Below are 17,725 nucleotides of genomic sequence, written 5' to 3'. Positions count from 1 at the left end.
GATTAGTACTCAATGCATTGGTTAGCATCAGTTACTTTAATATTGTATTCTTTTAAATCTACTTGTTGTATTATTACAGTCGTTTTGTTTATGTCTGCTGTATCAAATTGTATCCTTTTTATTTGTGATACCTGATTAACAATTTCAGTTTCTCCATTTAAATCATCATAAAAATAGGGAGGTGTACCACCGCTGGCTACAATGGTTATATCAACTTTGTCATTGTTACACCTTGGATTATCTGCTTTGACACTAAAAGTGAGAGGTGTAACAGGGTCAATTGTAAACTGGTCACTATTGTTATCACTAAAAGGTGTTGGGTTTCCTTCCTGAAATGTTTGGTAACGCAAATAAAAAGTTCCTGAATCTAAACCTGTAAACGCAATTTTTCGATCTAAATAACTGTCTTTGTAGACATATTTAACCTGTGGGGGTATAGGTATACCATTCGTTGTTACTGTCATTAAATTTAATAAGAAGTATTCTTTGTCTTGTAAATCCCTGTCAAATGAAAAAGTTACTTTCGCATCATGATTTTCAAAGCAAGTAGATTTTGATATAACTGGAACACCAGCTAAATGAGGGGAACAAGGAATAATATAGTAATACTGAGTTGGTGTAGTAAGACGTCTGAAATCACAAGGTATTGGTTTATTGGGAGGAGTCAACATTATTTGTTTCTCACAATCATCAACTAATAATTGAGGATTGGGATGTGAGCCTACATTTCTTAATATTTCTCCTTTTATATAAAGTGGTCCCACATACGCAGATACATTATCATCATCCGGAGATAGAAATCCACCAATATCGTCTTTCACAGTAAAAATTAAACCTTGTCTGTATTGTTCCTGTGTACGGTTAAATAAGTTCCAATTCGATCCGTCATAACTATAGTAGTAGAATACCATATCGTTCGAATTTGGAAAAGATCTTATTTGATCAACCTTTATAACCTCACAATTACCCATGGTTGTGTTAATTTGTCCGCTGCAAAGCGTACAAATGATTAAAAACATTAAAACAATATATTTTTTCATTATGCCTTCTTGTGTTTTGATCAATTTTCAATACATTTATTAATATCAGTTACTTTTATTTTGTATTCTTTTAATTCTAAATCGTTTAATTCAACTATTGTTTTATTTTTATCAGAAGCATCAAACTGAATTCTTTTTATTTCTGGTAGTCCGTTTACCATTTCAGTTTCGCCATTTAAATCATCATAAAAATAAGGAGGTATACCACCATTAGCTTCAATGGTTATATTAACCTTGTCGTTATTGCACGTTGGATTATCAGCTTTTATTATTTTAAATTTTAACGGCTCAGTGTTAGTAATTTTAATATCACCAGCAGACTTTATACATCCTTTTGGATTACCATTTAAAAAAGCCTGATAGGTAATATCGTATTTTGCATCTTCAACATTAAATCCTTTTACAGAGATATAAGAACCGTCAATAAAAGTTGCTATGCTATTTGTTGCCTGATACAATATCATTGAAGAGTTTGTACTATTTATTATTGAAAAATCTTTTAAAACCTCACCCGCGACTAAGTTTCTTTTGAAATATATTTTCAATTCTCTTTCGTCTCCAGCACATGTTGGGGGAATATATTGTATATGATCGATTACTGGTGCCATTGGAACATAATTAACGTTCAGTGTATTAGTTGAATATATTTCCTGACCATATCCAAGCGCAAAAGTAACCGACCCAAAATAATTCAAATAATCGTCTCCCAATAAATCTTGCATAGTGAACGTGGAGATCCGATCATTATTTATCTTTTTACCGTTTGTAGTTTGTAATGGGATATCCCTCCATTGTGTGTCTCCTTGCACTTTGAACAACCAGTGATAAGCTTCATCCGGAAAATCAATTCCTGTGTGTGGAGGTGGTATGGCATTAAGTTCAATATTTTCACAAGCATTAATATCGTTGGTTGAAGTTCTTTTGATAGTAAGACCGTTGGGAATAAATCTAGATACATATGCACTACCGTGTCCCAAAGTATAAGCTCTGGTAAGTAATTGAGCTACTGTTCCGTAAAATACATGCTGACCAGCGCATGGATTACCCTGATTAGCTACGGTACAGCCAAAAGCGTACGTTAAGGTGAAATCTGTATTTTTGACATCCACTATACTCTTATAATTGGTAGTTACCACAGCATGATTATTATATACTAAATTTGAATAATTTCCACTCAATATAAATTTGTAAAAATCTCCATTGGTATTATTGTTAGGTACATATATTGTCGATTCAACAGTATATGTTAAACTTTGACCAATAAGGGTTGTACAACTAAAAATTAAGAATAGAAGTATAATTTTTTTCATAAACTAAAGTGTTTTTTCTATACAGTTATTTTCATCCATCACTTTAATACTATTTATATCAGTAGGGACTAATCCTCTGATATGATAATATTCGTCTACTTCTTTTATAGGTTTAGGATTTGTTTTCTCATTACCATCTACATAAAATTTATAATCGCCAGTGCCACCTTCTACGGATATCGCAACTTCTACAAAATCATCAGGACATTTTGGGTTATCTGCTTTTTTTATTTCAAATTTTAACGGATCAGGCTCACGATATCTAAAAGGATTTGAACCTACTAAAAAACCTTTTAATATTTTAATTGCAGGATTAGTATTTGTAGGATGTTTAACCTGTGCCTGATATATAATCTCATATTCACGTCCATTTTCTAAGCTAGAGAAGCTTGAAAAGTTGGTATATGAATATACTTTGCTGATACTTGAATAACTAACATCACTAACCAGCATAAATGGTGTTGTTTTAATTATCCCCGTGTTATTTGTTGTTTCCCTGACATAAAGTTGATATAAGGATTCATTCTTAGAAGCGTCTAATGGGTCTTTGAAATAGATATCCAATTTTTGAATACCATCACCATTACATTTTGGACCAACAAAATCAACATTAGTTACAAGCGGGGCACAAGGCGAATAGTTTATTTTTATTGAACTTGCCGAAAAAGGTCTTCCAGTATATCCTATTCTAAAATAAATACTTCCAAAATGATTGATATGATCTGCACCAAATATATCATAAATGGTAAAGTTAGAAGTTGTAGTGTTATTTGTAGAAATACCATTAATCATTTTTTTAGGAACGGTTACCCATGTTACCTGATTATCTATGCTATATTGCCAGTTGTAAGCTTCCGGCGGATACCCAGCAGGTAATGCCACCATATTTAATTGTTCACCTGCACACACTGTACTTGTACTGCCTAAATTTTGTACACTCACATTATTAGGTTTAAAGCCGCTAAAAAAAGCATTCCCGAAACATCCCGAAAGCAAAAGATTAGCATTATTGTTCTGTATTAAATTCCCGATAGATTGTGTGCCAGAACTAGGAACAGGAAGAACTTGTACAGTACCATTATTATACAAACAATAGCACCCTGACGAAGAAAATGTATAGCTACCGGCCAAAGGAATATTACTGTAAACTTTTGTAATAGTAGGATTACTTGAATTAAGGATTTGGTCTTGCCCACTGGCACCGCTAAAGCTATAATTAATATAACTAGTGGAACAATTAAGACCTGAACCTGTGCAAGTAACATAATTATATGACGCAGTTGCTGTATAACTTAAGGTTTGACCTAATGTTGTTGTCAAATTGAATATAAAAAAGATGCCTATAAATTTTTTCATACTAAAGTGTTTTTTCAATACAGTTGTTTTCATCCATCACTTTAATACTATTTATATCAGTAGGCACTAATCCTATTATATGATAATAACCATCAATTTCCTTTACAGGTTTTGGACTCGTCTTTTCAATTCCGTCAACATAAAATTTATAATCTCCTGTACCACCAGTTACTTCTATGTCAACTCCTACCAGGTCATCAGAACATTTCGGATTATCAGCTTTTACAATTTCAAATTGTAAGGAACTTGGACTATCAATAATAAATACTTCGGAACTAATATTCTCGCCAATTGGAACTAATTGATATTTAATATAATATTCTCCCTTTTCTAAGGGATCAGGCCAGATATACAATTTGTCATTTCCATAAATCTGGTTGAATTTATCGCTTAAAAACTGATATTGCTTTACATTATCGACGATTCCAGTAAATTTGAATAAATTAAAATTAATTTTTTCATCAATGGTTAAAGTCCTTTCAAACTCAACTAAAAAACCTCCGTCCTTACTATAAAAACAAGTTGCATTTCTAGGTTCTATCAAATGTATTTTTGGCGAACATTCTGTAAATACATAGGTTAAGGTATTGGGTAATCCTCCGCAATTGCGTAACCTAAAATGTATTTGAGTATGCGTTGGTGCATTTAATAAATCATTAATTCCTACCTCAAGTACATTATTACCTTTAAATGCAGTGAGATTAATCCAGTTCCCACTACCAATTGCATACTGCCAATCATAAAATTCAGGATTATAATCCTCTGGTGCCATGATTTTTATTTTATCACAAACACTAACTAAATTTTCGCTGGGGGTGTAGGGTGTTAAATAGAAATTTGAGGCAAAATCAAAACTGATATTTACATCCTGACCAGCTTGTAATACAATACCTGCACCAGTGCAATTAGAATTGTTTCTAAATGTAATTAAGTATTCGGAATAGATGTAATTTTGCATTCTGAAACGTATACAATCTGGTTTACTGCTCATATTAATGCTTTTACTTGATGCAACAGCTGTTCCGCAAATTGCCGACTCGAGTGTAATAAAAGATGAAGCCTCATTTTTTGTTCCTATTTCTAAATACATAGTAGAACTTTCACAATTATCATTAAAAAAGCCACTTTGTGTATAGTTTAATTTATATTGTGAAAAGACAATAGTGTGGAAAAAAATAAAAAACAATAACAAGTAATTTTTTCTCATAGACTAAAGTGTTTTTTCTATACAGTTGTTTTCATCCACCACTTTAATACTATTTATATCAGTAGGTACTAATCCTCTTATATGATAATATTCGTCTACTTCTTTTACAGGCTTAGGATTTATTTTCTCAATACCATCTACATAAAATTTATAATCTCCTGTACCACCTGATACAGCTATTGCAACTTCTACAAGATCATCAGGACATTTTGGATTATCTGCTTTTACTATTTCGAAAATAACAGGTTCAGGTTCTGTGTATTTAATGTTTAGTTCTTCATCCGAAATGGCCAGCCCCTTGTTTTTATTGTTTTCAAATGCCTGATAACGTATTTGGTAGGTTGCATTTGGGTTTAGACCACTGAAATTTGACATGGAATAACTAAAAACACCCGGACTTTTTTCATCTAGCTTTGTAACCAGACCATTTTTAGGATCACCCTCAATAAATAAAGGATAAACAATAGGTGGTGTGCTATCAGGCAGATTTGTATTTATGTTTACTGCTTTTAGTTGAAAATCATGTAATTCTTCATCAGGATATAAATCCCTGTCAAATGTTACAGTAACATCACGAACATTATCACCATGACAAAGAGGAGGAAGATATTCTACATTATACACGAGCGGTGCACAAGATGAATAGTATAATGGAAATTCTATTCCACCGGCAAAAACCGTATTATCATATCCCATGCGAAAATATATAGTTTTGCCAATGTAATTCAAATGATTATTGCCTAAAAGATCAAACATTGTAAAATTAGGATTGGCTTTATGAAATTCTTCGGGTACATCACGCCATGTAGTTTTGTTATCCAGACTATATTGCCAGTTATAAATCTCTACAGGAAATTCTTCAGGATACGCAAATACACCAAATTGCTCATTGGCACAAATAGTTTTGGTTCCTGTAGCCGGATTTCTGTTTGCAGGGAATCCTATGGAAACATTTGGTTTAAAAGATTGTATATAAAAATTTCCCATGTAAGTTTCAAGTAAAAGTTGGCCTTCACCTGGATTTATCATGTCATCAAATTCTATATTATTATCACTCTGATCAACATGGAGTATTTCAATTCCTGGGGCATAATTAGAAATTGCCACATCTACTGAGAAATCTACAAAATATTTATAAGCAGGTACATTTTTATAATTAATAAAGGTTAATTTCGGTCCAAATGTGTTTTTTAAATAATATCCTCTTGAATTATCAATATGTGAGTCATTATTGTTGTCACTACTTTTAAGCTTAACAAGGCCTTGCGATCCAGTTAAATCAAACCCCATTAAACCAAACATTAACTGCTCTTGGGATGTTGAAGGATAATAGTTTCGAAATGCTTCATTTTTATCATCTGTTGGTTGGCGTTCATAGGCAATTACAATATCATAGGTAGCTTGTGAGTAACTATTCAGTATAAAGCCTAAAAATAATAAGAAGTAAATTTTTCTCATAAACTAAAGTGTTTTTTCTATACAGTTGTTTTCATCCACCACTTTAATACTATTTATATCAGTAGGTACTAATCCTCTTATATGATAACATTCGTCTACTTCTTTTACAGGCTTAGGATTTATTTTCTCAATACCATCTAAATAAAATTTATAATCGCCTGTACCACCTGATACAGCTATTGCAACTTCTGCCAGGTCATTAGGGCACAAAGGATTATCTGCTTTTACAATTTCAAATTTTAAGGGCTCAGGTTCCCTATATTGAAAATTGAATTCTTCAGGAGAATATAGAACACCTCTTCCAATAGGATTGGAAGGATCAATAGGATTTGGTATTTGTGCCTGATATTTTATTCTATAAATATGACCATTTTCTAATTGCTGAAAACTGCTGTATGTGTATTTTTTTGTATCGTCCGAGTATAATATAGATCCTGTAGTCTGTATAAATATTTTTGAATCATCTTGAGTGTCTACTACAGAAATTGAGGCTAATTGCTCACCTATAGCAAAATTTAATTTTTCATTAAATGTTACAGATAGAGACTTAACAATATCACCATTACATGTAGGGCCTTTAAAATTCACATCTGAAATAGTAGGTCCACAAGCATAATATTTTAAAGCTAACGAATTTGTAAATGGTCTGTTCTGATTGTAACCAAGCCTAAAATAAATAGTACTCAAATACTTGATAGCGCTATTTTTAAGATCCTCAATTTTAAACCCAGTTATAGGTGTGTTATTTTTGTTTTCCGGTAAATCTATCCAATTTGAAATTCCGTTCAAAGAATATTGCCAGTGATACGCTTCATCAGGGAATTTATTTGGAGCGATGCTCGGTGATGCCTGAAGAATAACTTCTTCGCCTCCACATATTTCAGAAGTTGTTTTTGAATTTTCGATTGTAACATTTGGTTTAAAACTTATACTTTGGATATTTACATAACATCCAATTATACTTAATGACGATCCTTTAATCAATTGAATAGCTGTTTTTTCATCTTTATATATGCTAACATTCTCACAGGCAGGTCTCGGAGTTTGTACTGGACACATAAAATTTGTTGATAATTCAAATATTTTATAATTTGGTACATCTGTGTAAATTTTAGTTCCTATGGTAATATAATCATCCCAAACATAATCGTTTAAATACCAAGAGACTTCATTACAGGCTATACCTGGCTTTTTAAACTGGAATTCCATTGTGTAGGTTTGTGTATATGCAGGTAAACCCAATCCTATAAACAATAAGATGTACAGTTTTTTCATACTCTTAAAACTTTAAACTAAAAAAATCCATTTTAGAAGCCCTTCCATCCTTAAATAATGCCCTGATACCATATTTATACGTTGTATTAATCGTAATTGTAGGATCAGATAACCGTTTTGTTTTTCCGGTAAGTACCTGAATCAATTGCAAAGGATCGGTATCCGAAGCTTTATAAATTTCAAAACTATCAACATCTGTAGTACTATATTCCCATGATAAATCTATGGTATTGGTAGTTTTATTCGCTTGGGCAAAAAAACCTTTTATAGCTGGCATTACTGTGTATTTTGGTACAAACAAAGCAATTTCCGGAGACGGATTTGAGGTCAGATTACTACTATCCTTAGCAAAAATTGCATATCTGTAAGTATTGCCTTCAATAGCTGTTTTGTCCTGATATTTTTCCTCCTTATTTTTAGTTTCCAGAATTAGTGTCCAGTCCTTTTGGTCATTTTCTTTTCTATATAGCTGATGTTTTGCTACATCTTCACTTTGACTGTTTACCCATTCTAAAAAAACAGCGCCTTCTTTTATTTCAAAATTGGTAAACACAGGCGAGGTAGGAGGGATAACATCTGGTTTTTTGAGAATTAAAACCTCTGAAAACGCCGACATATTATAATGGTAATCAACAGCAATGATTTTATAATATACGTTAGGGTTTAAACTTTTAATAATTGTTGTATCTTCATAAGAGTTTAACTCATTTGGACTTACAGTTAACTGACTAAATTCTTCATTGGCGTTATTTCCTTTGTAAATACGATATCCCAGTAAATCTTTTTCCTTGTTAGGATTCCATGTTATTTTAATAACTCCTAAACTGTCAATTGTGCCTTTTAAACCAAGAGGTTTGGATGGAGGAATAGAATCGACAGGCTGAACGAGCATGGGAAAAGATGTTCTGTTGCTTCCTTGTTTTCCTATGGCAGTAAGGGTGAAATAATTGGTTGAAGAAAGTTTATTATACGTTACAGAACGATTTTTTGCCGGTATGTTTTTTACAACTGTGGTGTATTTTTCATCATCGCTGTCAGAACGGTTCAATTCAAATCCTGTAATTTCGTTATTGCCTTCTTCCGGAAATTCCCATGACAATGTAACTGTTGTATCATCTTTAAAATCTTTAACCGTAAGATGAGGTACAAACTTTAATATGGAAGCACCTTTTCCAGTCACAACTTCAGAATATGGACTTAATTCTCCAAATGAAGAAATTCCTTGTATCCTGTAACTATAAGGTTTGTTATTCGCTATAGAATCGATATAAAAAATACGATTATTATTTGAGTTTTCCTGATTTAAACTAGTATAAGGCTTATCAGTAATTCTTTCAAAAGTTTTTTTATCAGTCGAGCGTTCTATATAATAACTGTCATAAACCTGAGCTAATGTTTTAAAATTCCAGCTTAACATACTACTGTTTTCTGTAAAGTGTACGGTAAAATCCATTGGTTTCGGCAAAGGTTCGTATTCTTTCAATCCAACGAAAATTCCACCATAATCAATACTCATTTCATTTTCAGGTACGTTTGATAGTACTCGGTATGCATATTTTTCATTTATTTTAGCAGTTTTATCTTCAAAACCTAAACCAGCCTTCTTTGCAATCTCGAAATCTTTATCGGCACTGAACAAAGCAAAAGTAAATCGTTGTTCTGTTTCTTCAGAAAGATTTACAATTGTTTCTAAGTTATCGCCTCCTTCTACGGCAAAATTTTCTCCATAGATCGCTTGGGCAATAATAGCAGCATTATCATTAGTTTCAATAAGTTTTTCCCATGTTTCAAGAGGGTCCGGTTTTAAAATTTTAGCTAAAACTAATTTTTCAGGATTGGCAAGGGTCTTATTGTCACGGGTTACAGTATACCGTTCTAATGTATACCCATATCTATTTAACTTTTTCCAGGAAATTGGTGTATTAACAGCCCAACGTAATAAAATCTTATCTTTTTGTACTCTCGCTATTACTTGAATTTCAGGCTTTTTTTCAGCAATAGTTTCTTCCTTTTTCTCTTGGGAAAAACTATTGACAGCCATTAGAAAAAATAATAGAATTGAAAATTTAAATTTCATGCTTAATTTGATTTGTTGAATGTAAAAACTGCACCGGAACCTGCTTGTCCACCCGGAAGCGTATAATTCAATTTGACATTATAAGTTCCATTTTTAATATAAGGAAACTCCCCATTGATGATGTAATTGTATTTTGCAATCATCGCCTGATTTGAAGAATTCAGATATTTATTTACAATTTTATATCTTAAATCGATAAAATCAGTTTTATAGTAAAATGGCAGATTGTATCGATACGGAAGGTATTCTTTCAGCATAAAGCTGGTCGGATTGTTAAAAATATAATCCTGATACCAAGCCATAGTTTCTACTCCCTTAGCGGGAGGAATACCTAATGGAGTTGTATTTCTCCTAAGTGTTAAATCAGCTTCTAAAGGGTATCCTTTATAAATTAAAGGGTAAATTTCGTTTTTATAATAATTATCATCCAGTACAGCTTCGGTTTTAATTAAAGGCTCGAATAGGGTTTTGGCATCACCAATTAATTCTATTTCATCGAAAGGTTCTGTTGAATTATTTAGCGATTGCAAAGCATGTACATCAGAATAGATAATTTCTACCAATGTCTGTTTGGGTCTTTTGGCGGCCATTTTTTCCTGAAATGTATTGTATTGACTGGTTTTGAAACTATATTTAATTAGTTCAATGCCTTGCCCTCCTGTAATTATTTCAGTTAACTCATTATTTTTTACCTCAATATTATTATCATTTTCTAAATTTTGAGTTTGATAATTTTCGGTTAAGTTGCTGTTTGCATCTTTTTGGGTCTCCAATGTCATAAGAGATAAATTATAAGGTTTTGTTGGTTCTAAAACTGGTAAATCAACAATTACTTTTTTTAACTCGATGTTGTATCTCATAGAACTGGTAACTGTTTTATTGCCTGTTTTATAAAAAGCTTTCTGATTTTGTTCTGGTTTTAAATCAAATAAATACGCCTGACCTTGTTTTAATACTATGTATGCTTCCTTACTTTCGTTTTGATAAACATATTTTTGGTCAAAAACCGGATAACAATAAGCAATATTGCTCACAGGAATATTGTTAGGAGCAGCTCCTGATGTAAAGTTTCTGACTTCATTTTCCATAGCAATTTGACCGGCGTCATAAATTGTTTTCCATGTACCATTTGTATTTTCCTGAAAACTTACTTTTACGGTTAATGCCAAATTCGAGTTTTGTGGTAAAACTTCAGTAGCATTAAAGCTTAATAAATCTTTGGTTACATTCCAGCTTGATGTACCTACAACAGGAACACCGTCTTTTTTAATCGTAAATTCTTCCAGCTTAAGTCGGTATGTTTTTATGCCATTATCATCTTCAAGTGTAAAGTTTTTGTCTACCGGCATATTAAAAGCTACTTGAGGAATTGCAAAAACGTCAACATCTTTTGTTCCCTCAGCCGGTGTTATATCTGCAATAGATTTTAATCCTGCCAAAGGATCAGCATTTATAAATTCACATTCTTTTCCAAACTGTAATTTAAATCGGAAACTACCTTTTATTGCGCCTCCCAGAATACTAAAATTACCAGCCATATAACCCCGAATCCATACAGGATTAGGTAGTTTGGCCTGCAATAAAACAGCTCCTCCTCCTTTAATAATTGATATTTTTTTTCTGATGAAGAACAATTTTATATTTATCCCCAATTCACCCTGAAGATAGGCGTAAGACTGGCCATTTGCATACCATCCATTAAGACCAATCTGTCCAGAACCTTTACATGCCGCTTCTCCATAATCTTTTACCATTATATCAAATCCGAAACCAGCTTGAAAATTAGCATAAAACATTAAAAAACTTAAATTTCCTGTTTTGATGCTAAAATCGGCTCCAAACGCAAATCCTTTTCCTCCCGCCACCAGGTTTTCATTACGCATATAATCCAGTTTTGCAGCATCGACTCCCAGAAGTTGTGCTACAATTGCCGGTGGAGGAGGACTGGCAGGAATATCATCCCCAAGCATAAAGTAACCTCCGGCCTCCACTTCAATAGATCCTATCGCCAGTTTAATACCTAATCTATCCGTAGGAGTCCCCATACGGATGTACCATTTATCGGGGCCAAAATGTAAAACGGCCCATCCGGCTCTGTTACCTGATGCGCGACCTTTAATAAAACCTCCCGGAGTATCTATGTATAAATCGAAAGAACCATGCAACGTTTTGGCTCTAAAATCATATTCAATAGCAGCGAATGCATTAATCCCCATAGAATTTTTTACATCATTTGGGTACAATTGCTCAGCTGCCTGTGACAAATTAGATGTTTTTAATGCTTCTAAAGCGACTTGTGAAAGTAACGATTCATTTTCGGCGACAGCTTGTAGAGCTCCGGTTAATTCTTCTGCACCAGGAATTTCAAAAGGCTGCATAACGTGACCTTCGCCGTAGATGCTAATCCTGTTAAGACCTCCATGATTGTTAAAAGCAATCTCGAAACCGGCACCACCCCAAAAGGCATCAGCAGTAGCGGTTCCGGCAAATTTTATCATGGCTTTTACTCCTAGGCTTGAATCGGCATCCGGTACATAATTAGATCCTGAAGCGACAAACCTATTACTAAACCCATCTTTTTTCATTTTATAATAAGCGCCACCACCAAAGCCTTTAAAAGTAATCGCACCGGCAGGAATATTCAAATTATCAACCATGGCATCAACATACCAGTACCTGAATGTTGTTGATCCGAAAATAGCATTAGCTTCCACTTTTATACCCCCAGTAAAATCAGCTCCAAGCATACCTTTAAAACCGTTTCCATAAACAGGATCATTATCCATTATGGTAATACTGCCTTTAAATTTTACTCCTCCCAGATCCGCAGCAATATCTATTTGTTCAAATTTTAAATGATCAAATTTCCACTTTTGGATTCCTTCCTCTTTTCCAAATTTTCCAACAATATTAAATTTTGTCCTTCCATTAAATTGATCTTTCATCAAATTAACGGATATATCTATTTTTAAAGAAGCCGATACATCATCTGCTATAATTGCAATTTCATGTATCGTTATAGGGAAATTGGAAACTTTTGAAGACTCAGGGTCAGTTTCAGCATTATTTTTATAACCAAAATAATCAGCTTTAAAATAAGGCGTTACCGTTTGTAGTTGCAGGTTTTGAAAAGTTATTCCCTTAAATGCAACTGCCTCCTTTTTTTCCTCCTCTTTAGGTGGGGTTGAAGGAGTTGCTGTAGCATATCCTGCAGGGAGAAATCTATTTTCTTCTAAAGGCGCATCAGGAGTTGGTTTATTACTTCCATTTATAGCAATACTCCCATAAAGTACAGCTTTAGGCAGAAAAACACCTTCTTTTACTTTTAATTCAATATAGGAGTTTTTCTCAATTTTGGCATCAGCTTTGAATACCTGAAAACAGATATCACTTTTAACTTCTGCTTTTAAAAGATATTCATTATCAACAGGATTAATGATTGCTTTGTACCCAAGTTCACTTCTTGTACCCGGCTTGCACTGTTTGGATGGATCGGATAATGGTAAAACAATATCGCCATCAAATCTGGCGTAGGTTAGTGAATTAGCCCTGAAGCCCATTTCTATATGATTTACAGAAAATTGCCAGCCTGATGCACTTCCTTTACCTAAATCCAGAATATTATCTCCTGAGAAATTACCTGAAACTCCCATTCGGTCAATCAATAAATGAGTAGCTTTAAATGTAATTCGGTTGTTGGTTCCTTTTTCCTTAAATTGAGAAGGAAGAACTACTTTTAATGAATTTACATACAATCCTCTCCATAAATTTTCATTTCCGGGAACTAAATAATCTTTTTGATAATCCTTCGGCCAAACTACATCTTTTGAATTGTGAAGATCACTAAAATCAATAACGGCTTTATTTAGTTCAAAACAGGTTCCTTTATAATTGGTCAATTGAAAAGCAGGGAGTGATATTTCTACCAGAATATCATTCCAATTGGATATAATCGTTTTAAATTCAGCTTGTACTCTTTTAGGAGATGCAATTACATTGTATTTGGCATCAACAGGCTCTAAAAAGTTTCTTGAAAAAATAACATCTGCCTGAATTCCTAGTTCTTTAAACCCATTACAATCGATGGTAACATACGTTTTATTCTCTATTATTCCGGTGGCCATGTTCATGCCTCCTTTTAAAACTAATAATAAATTTTCACCATTAATTTTTAGCGGAACATCTCCAAGCAGCACTAAATTGGTATCACCAACTAATCCTCCTTTATGTGATAGTTTGATGTTGTTGGCACCAAAAAATAATTCTTTCGGCTTACCAATTGAATCATGCTGTGGAATTATAATCCTTACAAAAGCGGTTAATTCGGTATATTCGGGTGTAAATTTAGCATTACTGATACCTAGCATATATTGTATGCCGCCTATAGTCTTTTTTATACCCAATGGCAGCATTGAAAGTTTTTTGGGCTCTAAAAAATCAGTAAGATTACTATTCTTATCAATTTCGGCGCAAGTTGCCATCGCTTTGCTTAAATCATCGCTAGTATCAGCAGCAATAAGGAAATTCTTTTTAATGAAAGAATTTGTAAATTCACTTTCTCCAATTTTATATGGTGAAAAATTAGATCTGTAATCTGATCCTTTTTGTGGAATGGAATTCAGAACCTGAATGTTTTTCTTCGGACCAATAATTGTATCATTGATATTATTAGCAAAATTGACATTACTGATAATAAAAAAAAGAAAAAACGATATAAAAGAAGAAAATTTAAGAGTAGTTTTTTTCAAATTTTTAACTTGTTAAATTTATTATTATAGTTCTTATAAGCTTTTAATGCAAAATATTAAAAGCGGTCAAATATAAGATAAATTTAATAGGAAAAAATTTTTCTTTTTCAGTTTTTAATAACAGATTGTAAGTATTTTTTTGTTTTATTATTATTAAAAAATTAGTTAAAAAAATTGCATATTTAATAATATTTTGATTTTATTTCTTACAATTTATAATTTATCCCTCGTCCTCTTCGGTCATCTTGTCTGAAGATTCGATAATTTCTTCATCATTATCAGTAGAATTCAATTCGAAGAAACTAAAAAAGGAACCGCCATAATTTTTTTGGAATGAAAAATTACTCAAATGTTCCATTTTGGTATATTTAGAATGTTCGATAATCATCATTCCTTCTTCATTCAGCAACTCTCTTTCAAATACTGTTAATACTATTTTTTCAAAAGCATTCTGATCTAATCCGTATGGCGGATCAGCAAAAATGATGTCATAAGATGTTTTGCAGTTATCCAGAAATTTGAAAACATCACTTTTCGTTGCGGCAATTTCAAAATCATATTCTGAGGCAACTTGTTTGATGAATTTTACACAGCCAAAATCTTCATCAACAGAAGTAATAGGAGCACTTCCGCGTGAAGCGAACTCAAAACTGATATTGCCTGTTCCTGAAAAAAGATCTAAAATCTTTAATTCGTCAAAACTAAAATGATTGTTCAAAACATTAAATAATGCTTCTTTACTCATGTCAGTTGTAGGTCTTACAGGAAGATTTTTTGGCGGAAAGATGCGGCGTCCTTTATATTTCCCTGAAATGATTCTCATGATTGAAATAGAATATAATGTTTTAGATTTTCAGCAGTTGAAAAACTATTTTTTTGTTGTAAGGAACTGACATCCATAAAAGAAATATTGCGAATGTATTTATAAACAATAGCATAAAATGCATCACTTTTATCAATTGTACCCAGTAATTCTAATTGAAAACTCTCCGGATTTAAACTCAATTGTTCTGCCGTAAAAAGCAAATAATAAATAAAGTCCTCGGGAGTCTTATATTCAAAAGAATTGAATAATAACAGTTTTTGGTTTTGCACTACAATAATTTCAAAATGGCCGTAATTAAAGTTTACGATCATTTTCTTTTCATCATTGTTTTTTGAGGCATCCAGAATTTTCTCAATCAATATACTGTTGGCATGTTTATAATCAAAAGAGCCAATAGTATCAATAAGAAAATTATTAATATTTACATAGGGAATATAAACAGCATTCATTTGATAATTTGAAACCTGATCATAGGTAAAAAAATCTGTTTCAAAAACCTTGGTGTTATATTGTAAATAACTGCCTAAGAAATTTTCATCAAATAGTGCCGCAGGTACAAAAGTAGACAGGTTATTATTGTGAATTACCATTATCTCATCGTAAGAATCTTTTAATTCAGGATAACTTTTAAAAGTATCTGAGAACAATTCCTCTATACTTGCTGATTTTTCAAACGTCCCAAAATTAATTTCTTTTAACGAAGTTATACTATTATTTAAAGTATCAAAACAGCAAAAAGACAAACCAGTCAGTGAAACCTGAATAGAAAGTTTTTTGTATTTTTTTGATGTGATATTTGTATGCTGCAATGACATAATTAATTTACGATTCGCACTTTTTAAGATTAAGCAGAAAATCTAATTCGACACAAACTTACAAATTAAAAAGCAAGAATAATAATCAATACCAAAATTCAATAGGCATTTATGATATTATAATTTTGAAATTGTAATTGTCATTGGCATTTAAAAAACCGTACTTTGTTTCTCAATTTTATTTTATGAATTCATCATTGTTTTATAGCGTTTTACAGAAAAAATTCCCTTTTGCACCAACGTACAAACAGGACATATTTTTTCAAAAAATAGCTATTTTTTTAACCGATTCAGATAATGATACCATCTTTGTATTAAAAGGATATGCCGGAACCGGAAAAACAACCGTTATTTCTACCATCGTAAACAATCTTGTCGAAATTAATAAAAAGTTTGTTTTGCTCGCACCAACTGGCCGTGCTGCAAAAGTGATTGCGAACTATTCAAATACTCCGGCATTTACCATTCATAAAAAAATATATTTTCCTAAAAAATCGGCAGGTGGAGGCGTTGCTTTTACCAAACAGATTAACAAACATAAAAATACCATTTTTATCGTTGATGAGGCTTCGATGATTTCAGACAGCAATTCCGACTCGAAATTGTATGATAATGGTTCCCTTCTGGATGATTTGATTCAGTATGTCTATTCCGGAACCAATTGCAAAATGATTCTTTTGGGCGATAGTGCTCAGCTGCCTCCGGTGAATTTGGATATTAGTCCGGCGCTTGACACACATACTTTAGGCGCACATTACGATAAAGAAATTGAACATATCGAACTAGACGAAGTAATGCGTCAGGAAGAAAATTCAGGAATTTTATACAATGCAACAGAATTACGGGAATTGCTGAAAGAAAGTTTTATAACCGAGTTTAAATTCAATGTTAAGAAGTTTAAAGACATAGTTCGTCTAACAGATGGTTACGATATTCAGGATGCGATAAATACGGCATACAGTAATTACAGTATAGAAGATACGGCATTTATTGTTCGTTCGAATAAAAGAGCGAATCAATATAATGAACAAATAAGAACCCGAATTTTGTTTAAGGAAAGTGAACTTTCTGTGGGTGATTTCCTGATGGTAGTAAAGAATAATTATTTCTGGCTCAAAGAAACAGACGAGGCCGGATTTATTGCCAATGGTGATATTATTGAAGTGTTGGAAATGTTTGGAATCAAGGAATTATACGGTTTTAATTTTGCAAAGGTTAAGATCAGGATGGTCGATTATCCGGACCAGAAACCTTTTGAAACAGTTTTGCTTTTAGATACAATAAAAAGTGAATCTCCATCATTAACGTATGAAGAATCCAATAGGTTGTATGAAGAAGTAATGAAGGATTATGAAGACGAATCAACGAAATTCAAGAAGTTTCAGAAAGTGAAAAACAACGAATATTTTAATGGCCTGCAGGTAAAATTCTCTTACGCAATTACCTGTCATAAATCGCAGGGAGGGCAGTGGAATACAGTTTTTATTGAACAGCCTTATTTGCCAAACGGAATTGACCGCGATTATATCCGATGGCTTTATACTGCTATGACGCGTGCCAAAAATAAATTATATTTGATAGGATTTAAGGACGAGAATTTTGAAGAATAAATA

The 17,725-nt window shown here is 32.6% G+C and carries 11 protein-coding genes; 1 reads left to right on the top strand and 10 read right to left on the bottom strand.

What is annotated here, in order from left to right; genetic code table 11:
• Positions 1–2 precede the first annotated feature (2 nt).
• From ABI657_RS05165 to ABI657_RS05120, 10 genes are all read right to left on the bottom strand, one after another.
• Entirely contained in the window at positions 3–1,040 is a 1,038-nt protein-coding gene (locus ABI657_RS05165; protein ID WP_348096177.1) for a hypothetical protein, read from the bottom strand.
• Between the two features lie 20 nt (positions 1,041–1,060).
• Positions 1,061–2,350 (bottom strand): hypothetical protein, encoded by a 1,290-nt coding sequence (locus ABI657_RS05160; RefSeq protein ID WP_348096176.1) that lies wholly within the window; start codon positions 2,348–2,350, stop codon positions 1,061–1,063.
• 3 nt (positions 2,351–2,353) lie between these two features.
• A complete protein-coding gene (locus ABI657_RS05155) occupies positions 2,354–3,706 on the bottom strand; it encodes a hypothetical protein (RefSeq protein ID WP_348096175.1) in 1,353 nt (450 codons plus the stop codon).
• A 1-nt stretch (position 3,707) separates the two neighbouring features.
• Positions 3,708–4,796 (bottom strand): hypothetical protein, encoded by a 1,089-nt coding sequence (locus ABI657_RS05150; protein WP_348096174.1) that lies wholly within the window; start codon positions 4,794–4,796, stop codon positions 3,708–3,710.
• A gap of 120 nt (positions 4,797–4,916) precedes the next feature.
• On the bottom strand, positions 4,917–6,371 hold the full coding sequence (locus tag ABI657_RS05145; RefSeq protein WP_348096173.1) for a hypothetical protein: 1,455 nt from the start codon (positions 6,369–6,371) through the stop codon (positions 4,917–4,919).
• Positions 6,372–6,374: 3 nt separating this feature from the next.
• Positions 6,375–7,646 (bottom strand): hypothetical protein, encoded by a 1,272-nt coding sequence (locus ABI657_RS05140; RefSeq protein ID WP_348096172.1) that lies wholly within the window; start codon positions 7,644–7,646, stop codon positions 6,375–6,377.
• A 4-nt stretch (positions 7,647–7,650) separates the two neighbouring features.
• Positions 7,651–9,723 carry a hypothetical protein gene (locus ABI657_RS05135; protein WP_348096171.1) on the bottom strand — a complete coding sequence of 691 codons (2,073 nt, stop codon included), beginning with the start codon at positions 9,721–9,723 and terminating at the stop codon, positions 7,651–7,653.
• Between the two features lie 2 nt (positions 9,724–9,725).
• The gene (locus ABI657_RS05130) at positions 9,726–14,471 is read right to left on the bottom strand and encodes a hypothetical protein (protein WP_348096170.1); all 4,746 of its coding nucleotides are present in this window, start codon (positions 14,469–14,471) and stop codon (positions 9,726–9,728) included.
• Positions 14,472–14,691: 220 nt separating this feature from the next.
• Positions 14,692–15,294, bottom strand: a complete 603-nt coding sequence (locus ABI657_RS05125) for an RsmD family RNA methyltransferase (RefSeq protein WP_348096169.1) — start codon at positions 15,292–15,294, stop codon at positions 14,692–14,694.
• On the bottom strand, positions 15,291–16,112 hold the full coding sequence (locus ABI657_RS05120; RefSeq protein WP_348096168.1) for a DUF3822 family protein: 822 nt from the start codon (positions 16,110–16,112) through the stop codon (positions 15,291–15,293). The genes ABI657_RS05125 and ABI657_RS05120 overlap by 4 nt, the downstream gene beginning before the upstream one ends.
• 185 nt (positions 16,113–16,297) lie before the next feature.
• Here ABI657_RS05120 and ABI657_RS05115 point away from each other — a divergent pair, with 185 nt between their 5' ends.
• On the top strand, positions 16,298–17,722 hold the full coding sequence (locus tag ABI657_RS05115) for an AAA family ATPase (RefSeq protein WP_348096167.1): 1,425 nt from the start codon (positions 16,298–16,300) through the stop codon (positions 17,720–17,722).
• Positions 17,723–17,725 lie beyond the last annotated feature (3 nt).

The organism is Flavobacterium sp. (genome assembly GCF_039930565.1).
Classification (GTDB): Bacteria; Bacteroidota; Bacteroidia; order Flavobacteriales; family Flavobacteriaceae; genus Flavobacterium.
Note: the sequence above shows the minus strand (reverse complement) of the source record. Positions and strands in the feature narration are given on the sequence as shown.

Excerpts from the sequence above, each read along its gene's own strand:
- ABI657_RS05165 (WP_348096177.1), bottom strand. The coding sequence starts at position 1,040 with ATGAAAAAATATATTGTTTTAATGTTTTTAATCATTTGTACGCTTTGC.
- ABI657_RS05160 (WP_348096176.1), bottom strand. The coding sequence starts at position 2,350 with ATGAAAAAAATTATACTTCTATTCTTAATTTTTAGTTGTACAACCCTT.
- ABI657_RS05155 (WP_348096175.1), bottom strand. The coding sequence starts at position 3,706 with ATGAAAAAATTTATAGGCATCTTTTTTATATTCAATTTGACAACAACA.
- ABI657_RS05150 (WP_348096174.1), bottom strand. The coding sequence starts at position 4,796 with ATGTATTTAGAAATAGGAACAAAAAATGAGGCTTCATCTTTTATTACA.
- ABI657_RS05145 (WP_348096173.1), bottom strand. The coding sequence starts at position 6,371 with ATGAGAAAAATTTACTTCTTATTATTTTTAGGCTTTATACTGAATAGT.
- ABI657_RS05140 (WP_348096172.1), bottom strand. The coding sequence starts at position 7,646 with ATGAAAAAACTGTACATCTTATTGTTTATAGGATTGGGTTTACCTGCA.
- ABI657_RS05135 (WP_348096171.1), bottom strand. The coding sequence starts at position 9,723 with ATGAAATTTAAATTTTCAATTCTATTATTTTTTCTAATGGCTGTCAAT.
- ABI657_RS05125 (WP_348096169.1), bottom strand. The coding sequence starts at position 15,294 with ATGAGAATCATTTCAGGGAAATATAAAGGACGCCGCATCTTTCCGCCA.
- ABI657_RS05120 (WP_348096168.1), bottom strand. The coding sequence starts at position 16,112 with ATGTCATTGCAGCATACAAATATCACATCAAAAAAATACAAAAAACTT.
- ABI657_RS05115 (WP_348096167.1), top strand. The coding sequence starts at position 16,298 with ATGAATTCATCATTGTTTTATAGCGTTTTACAGAAAAAATTCCCTTTT.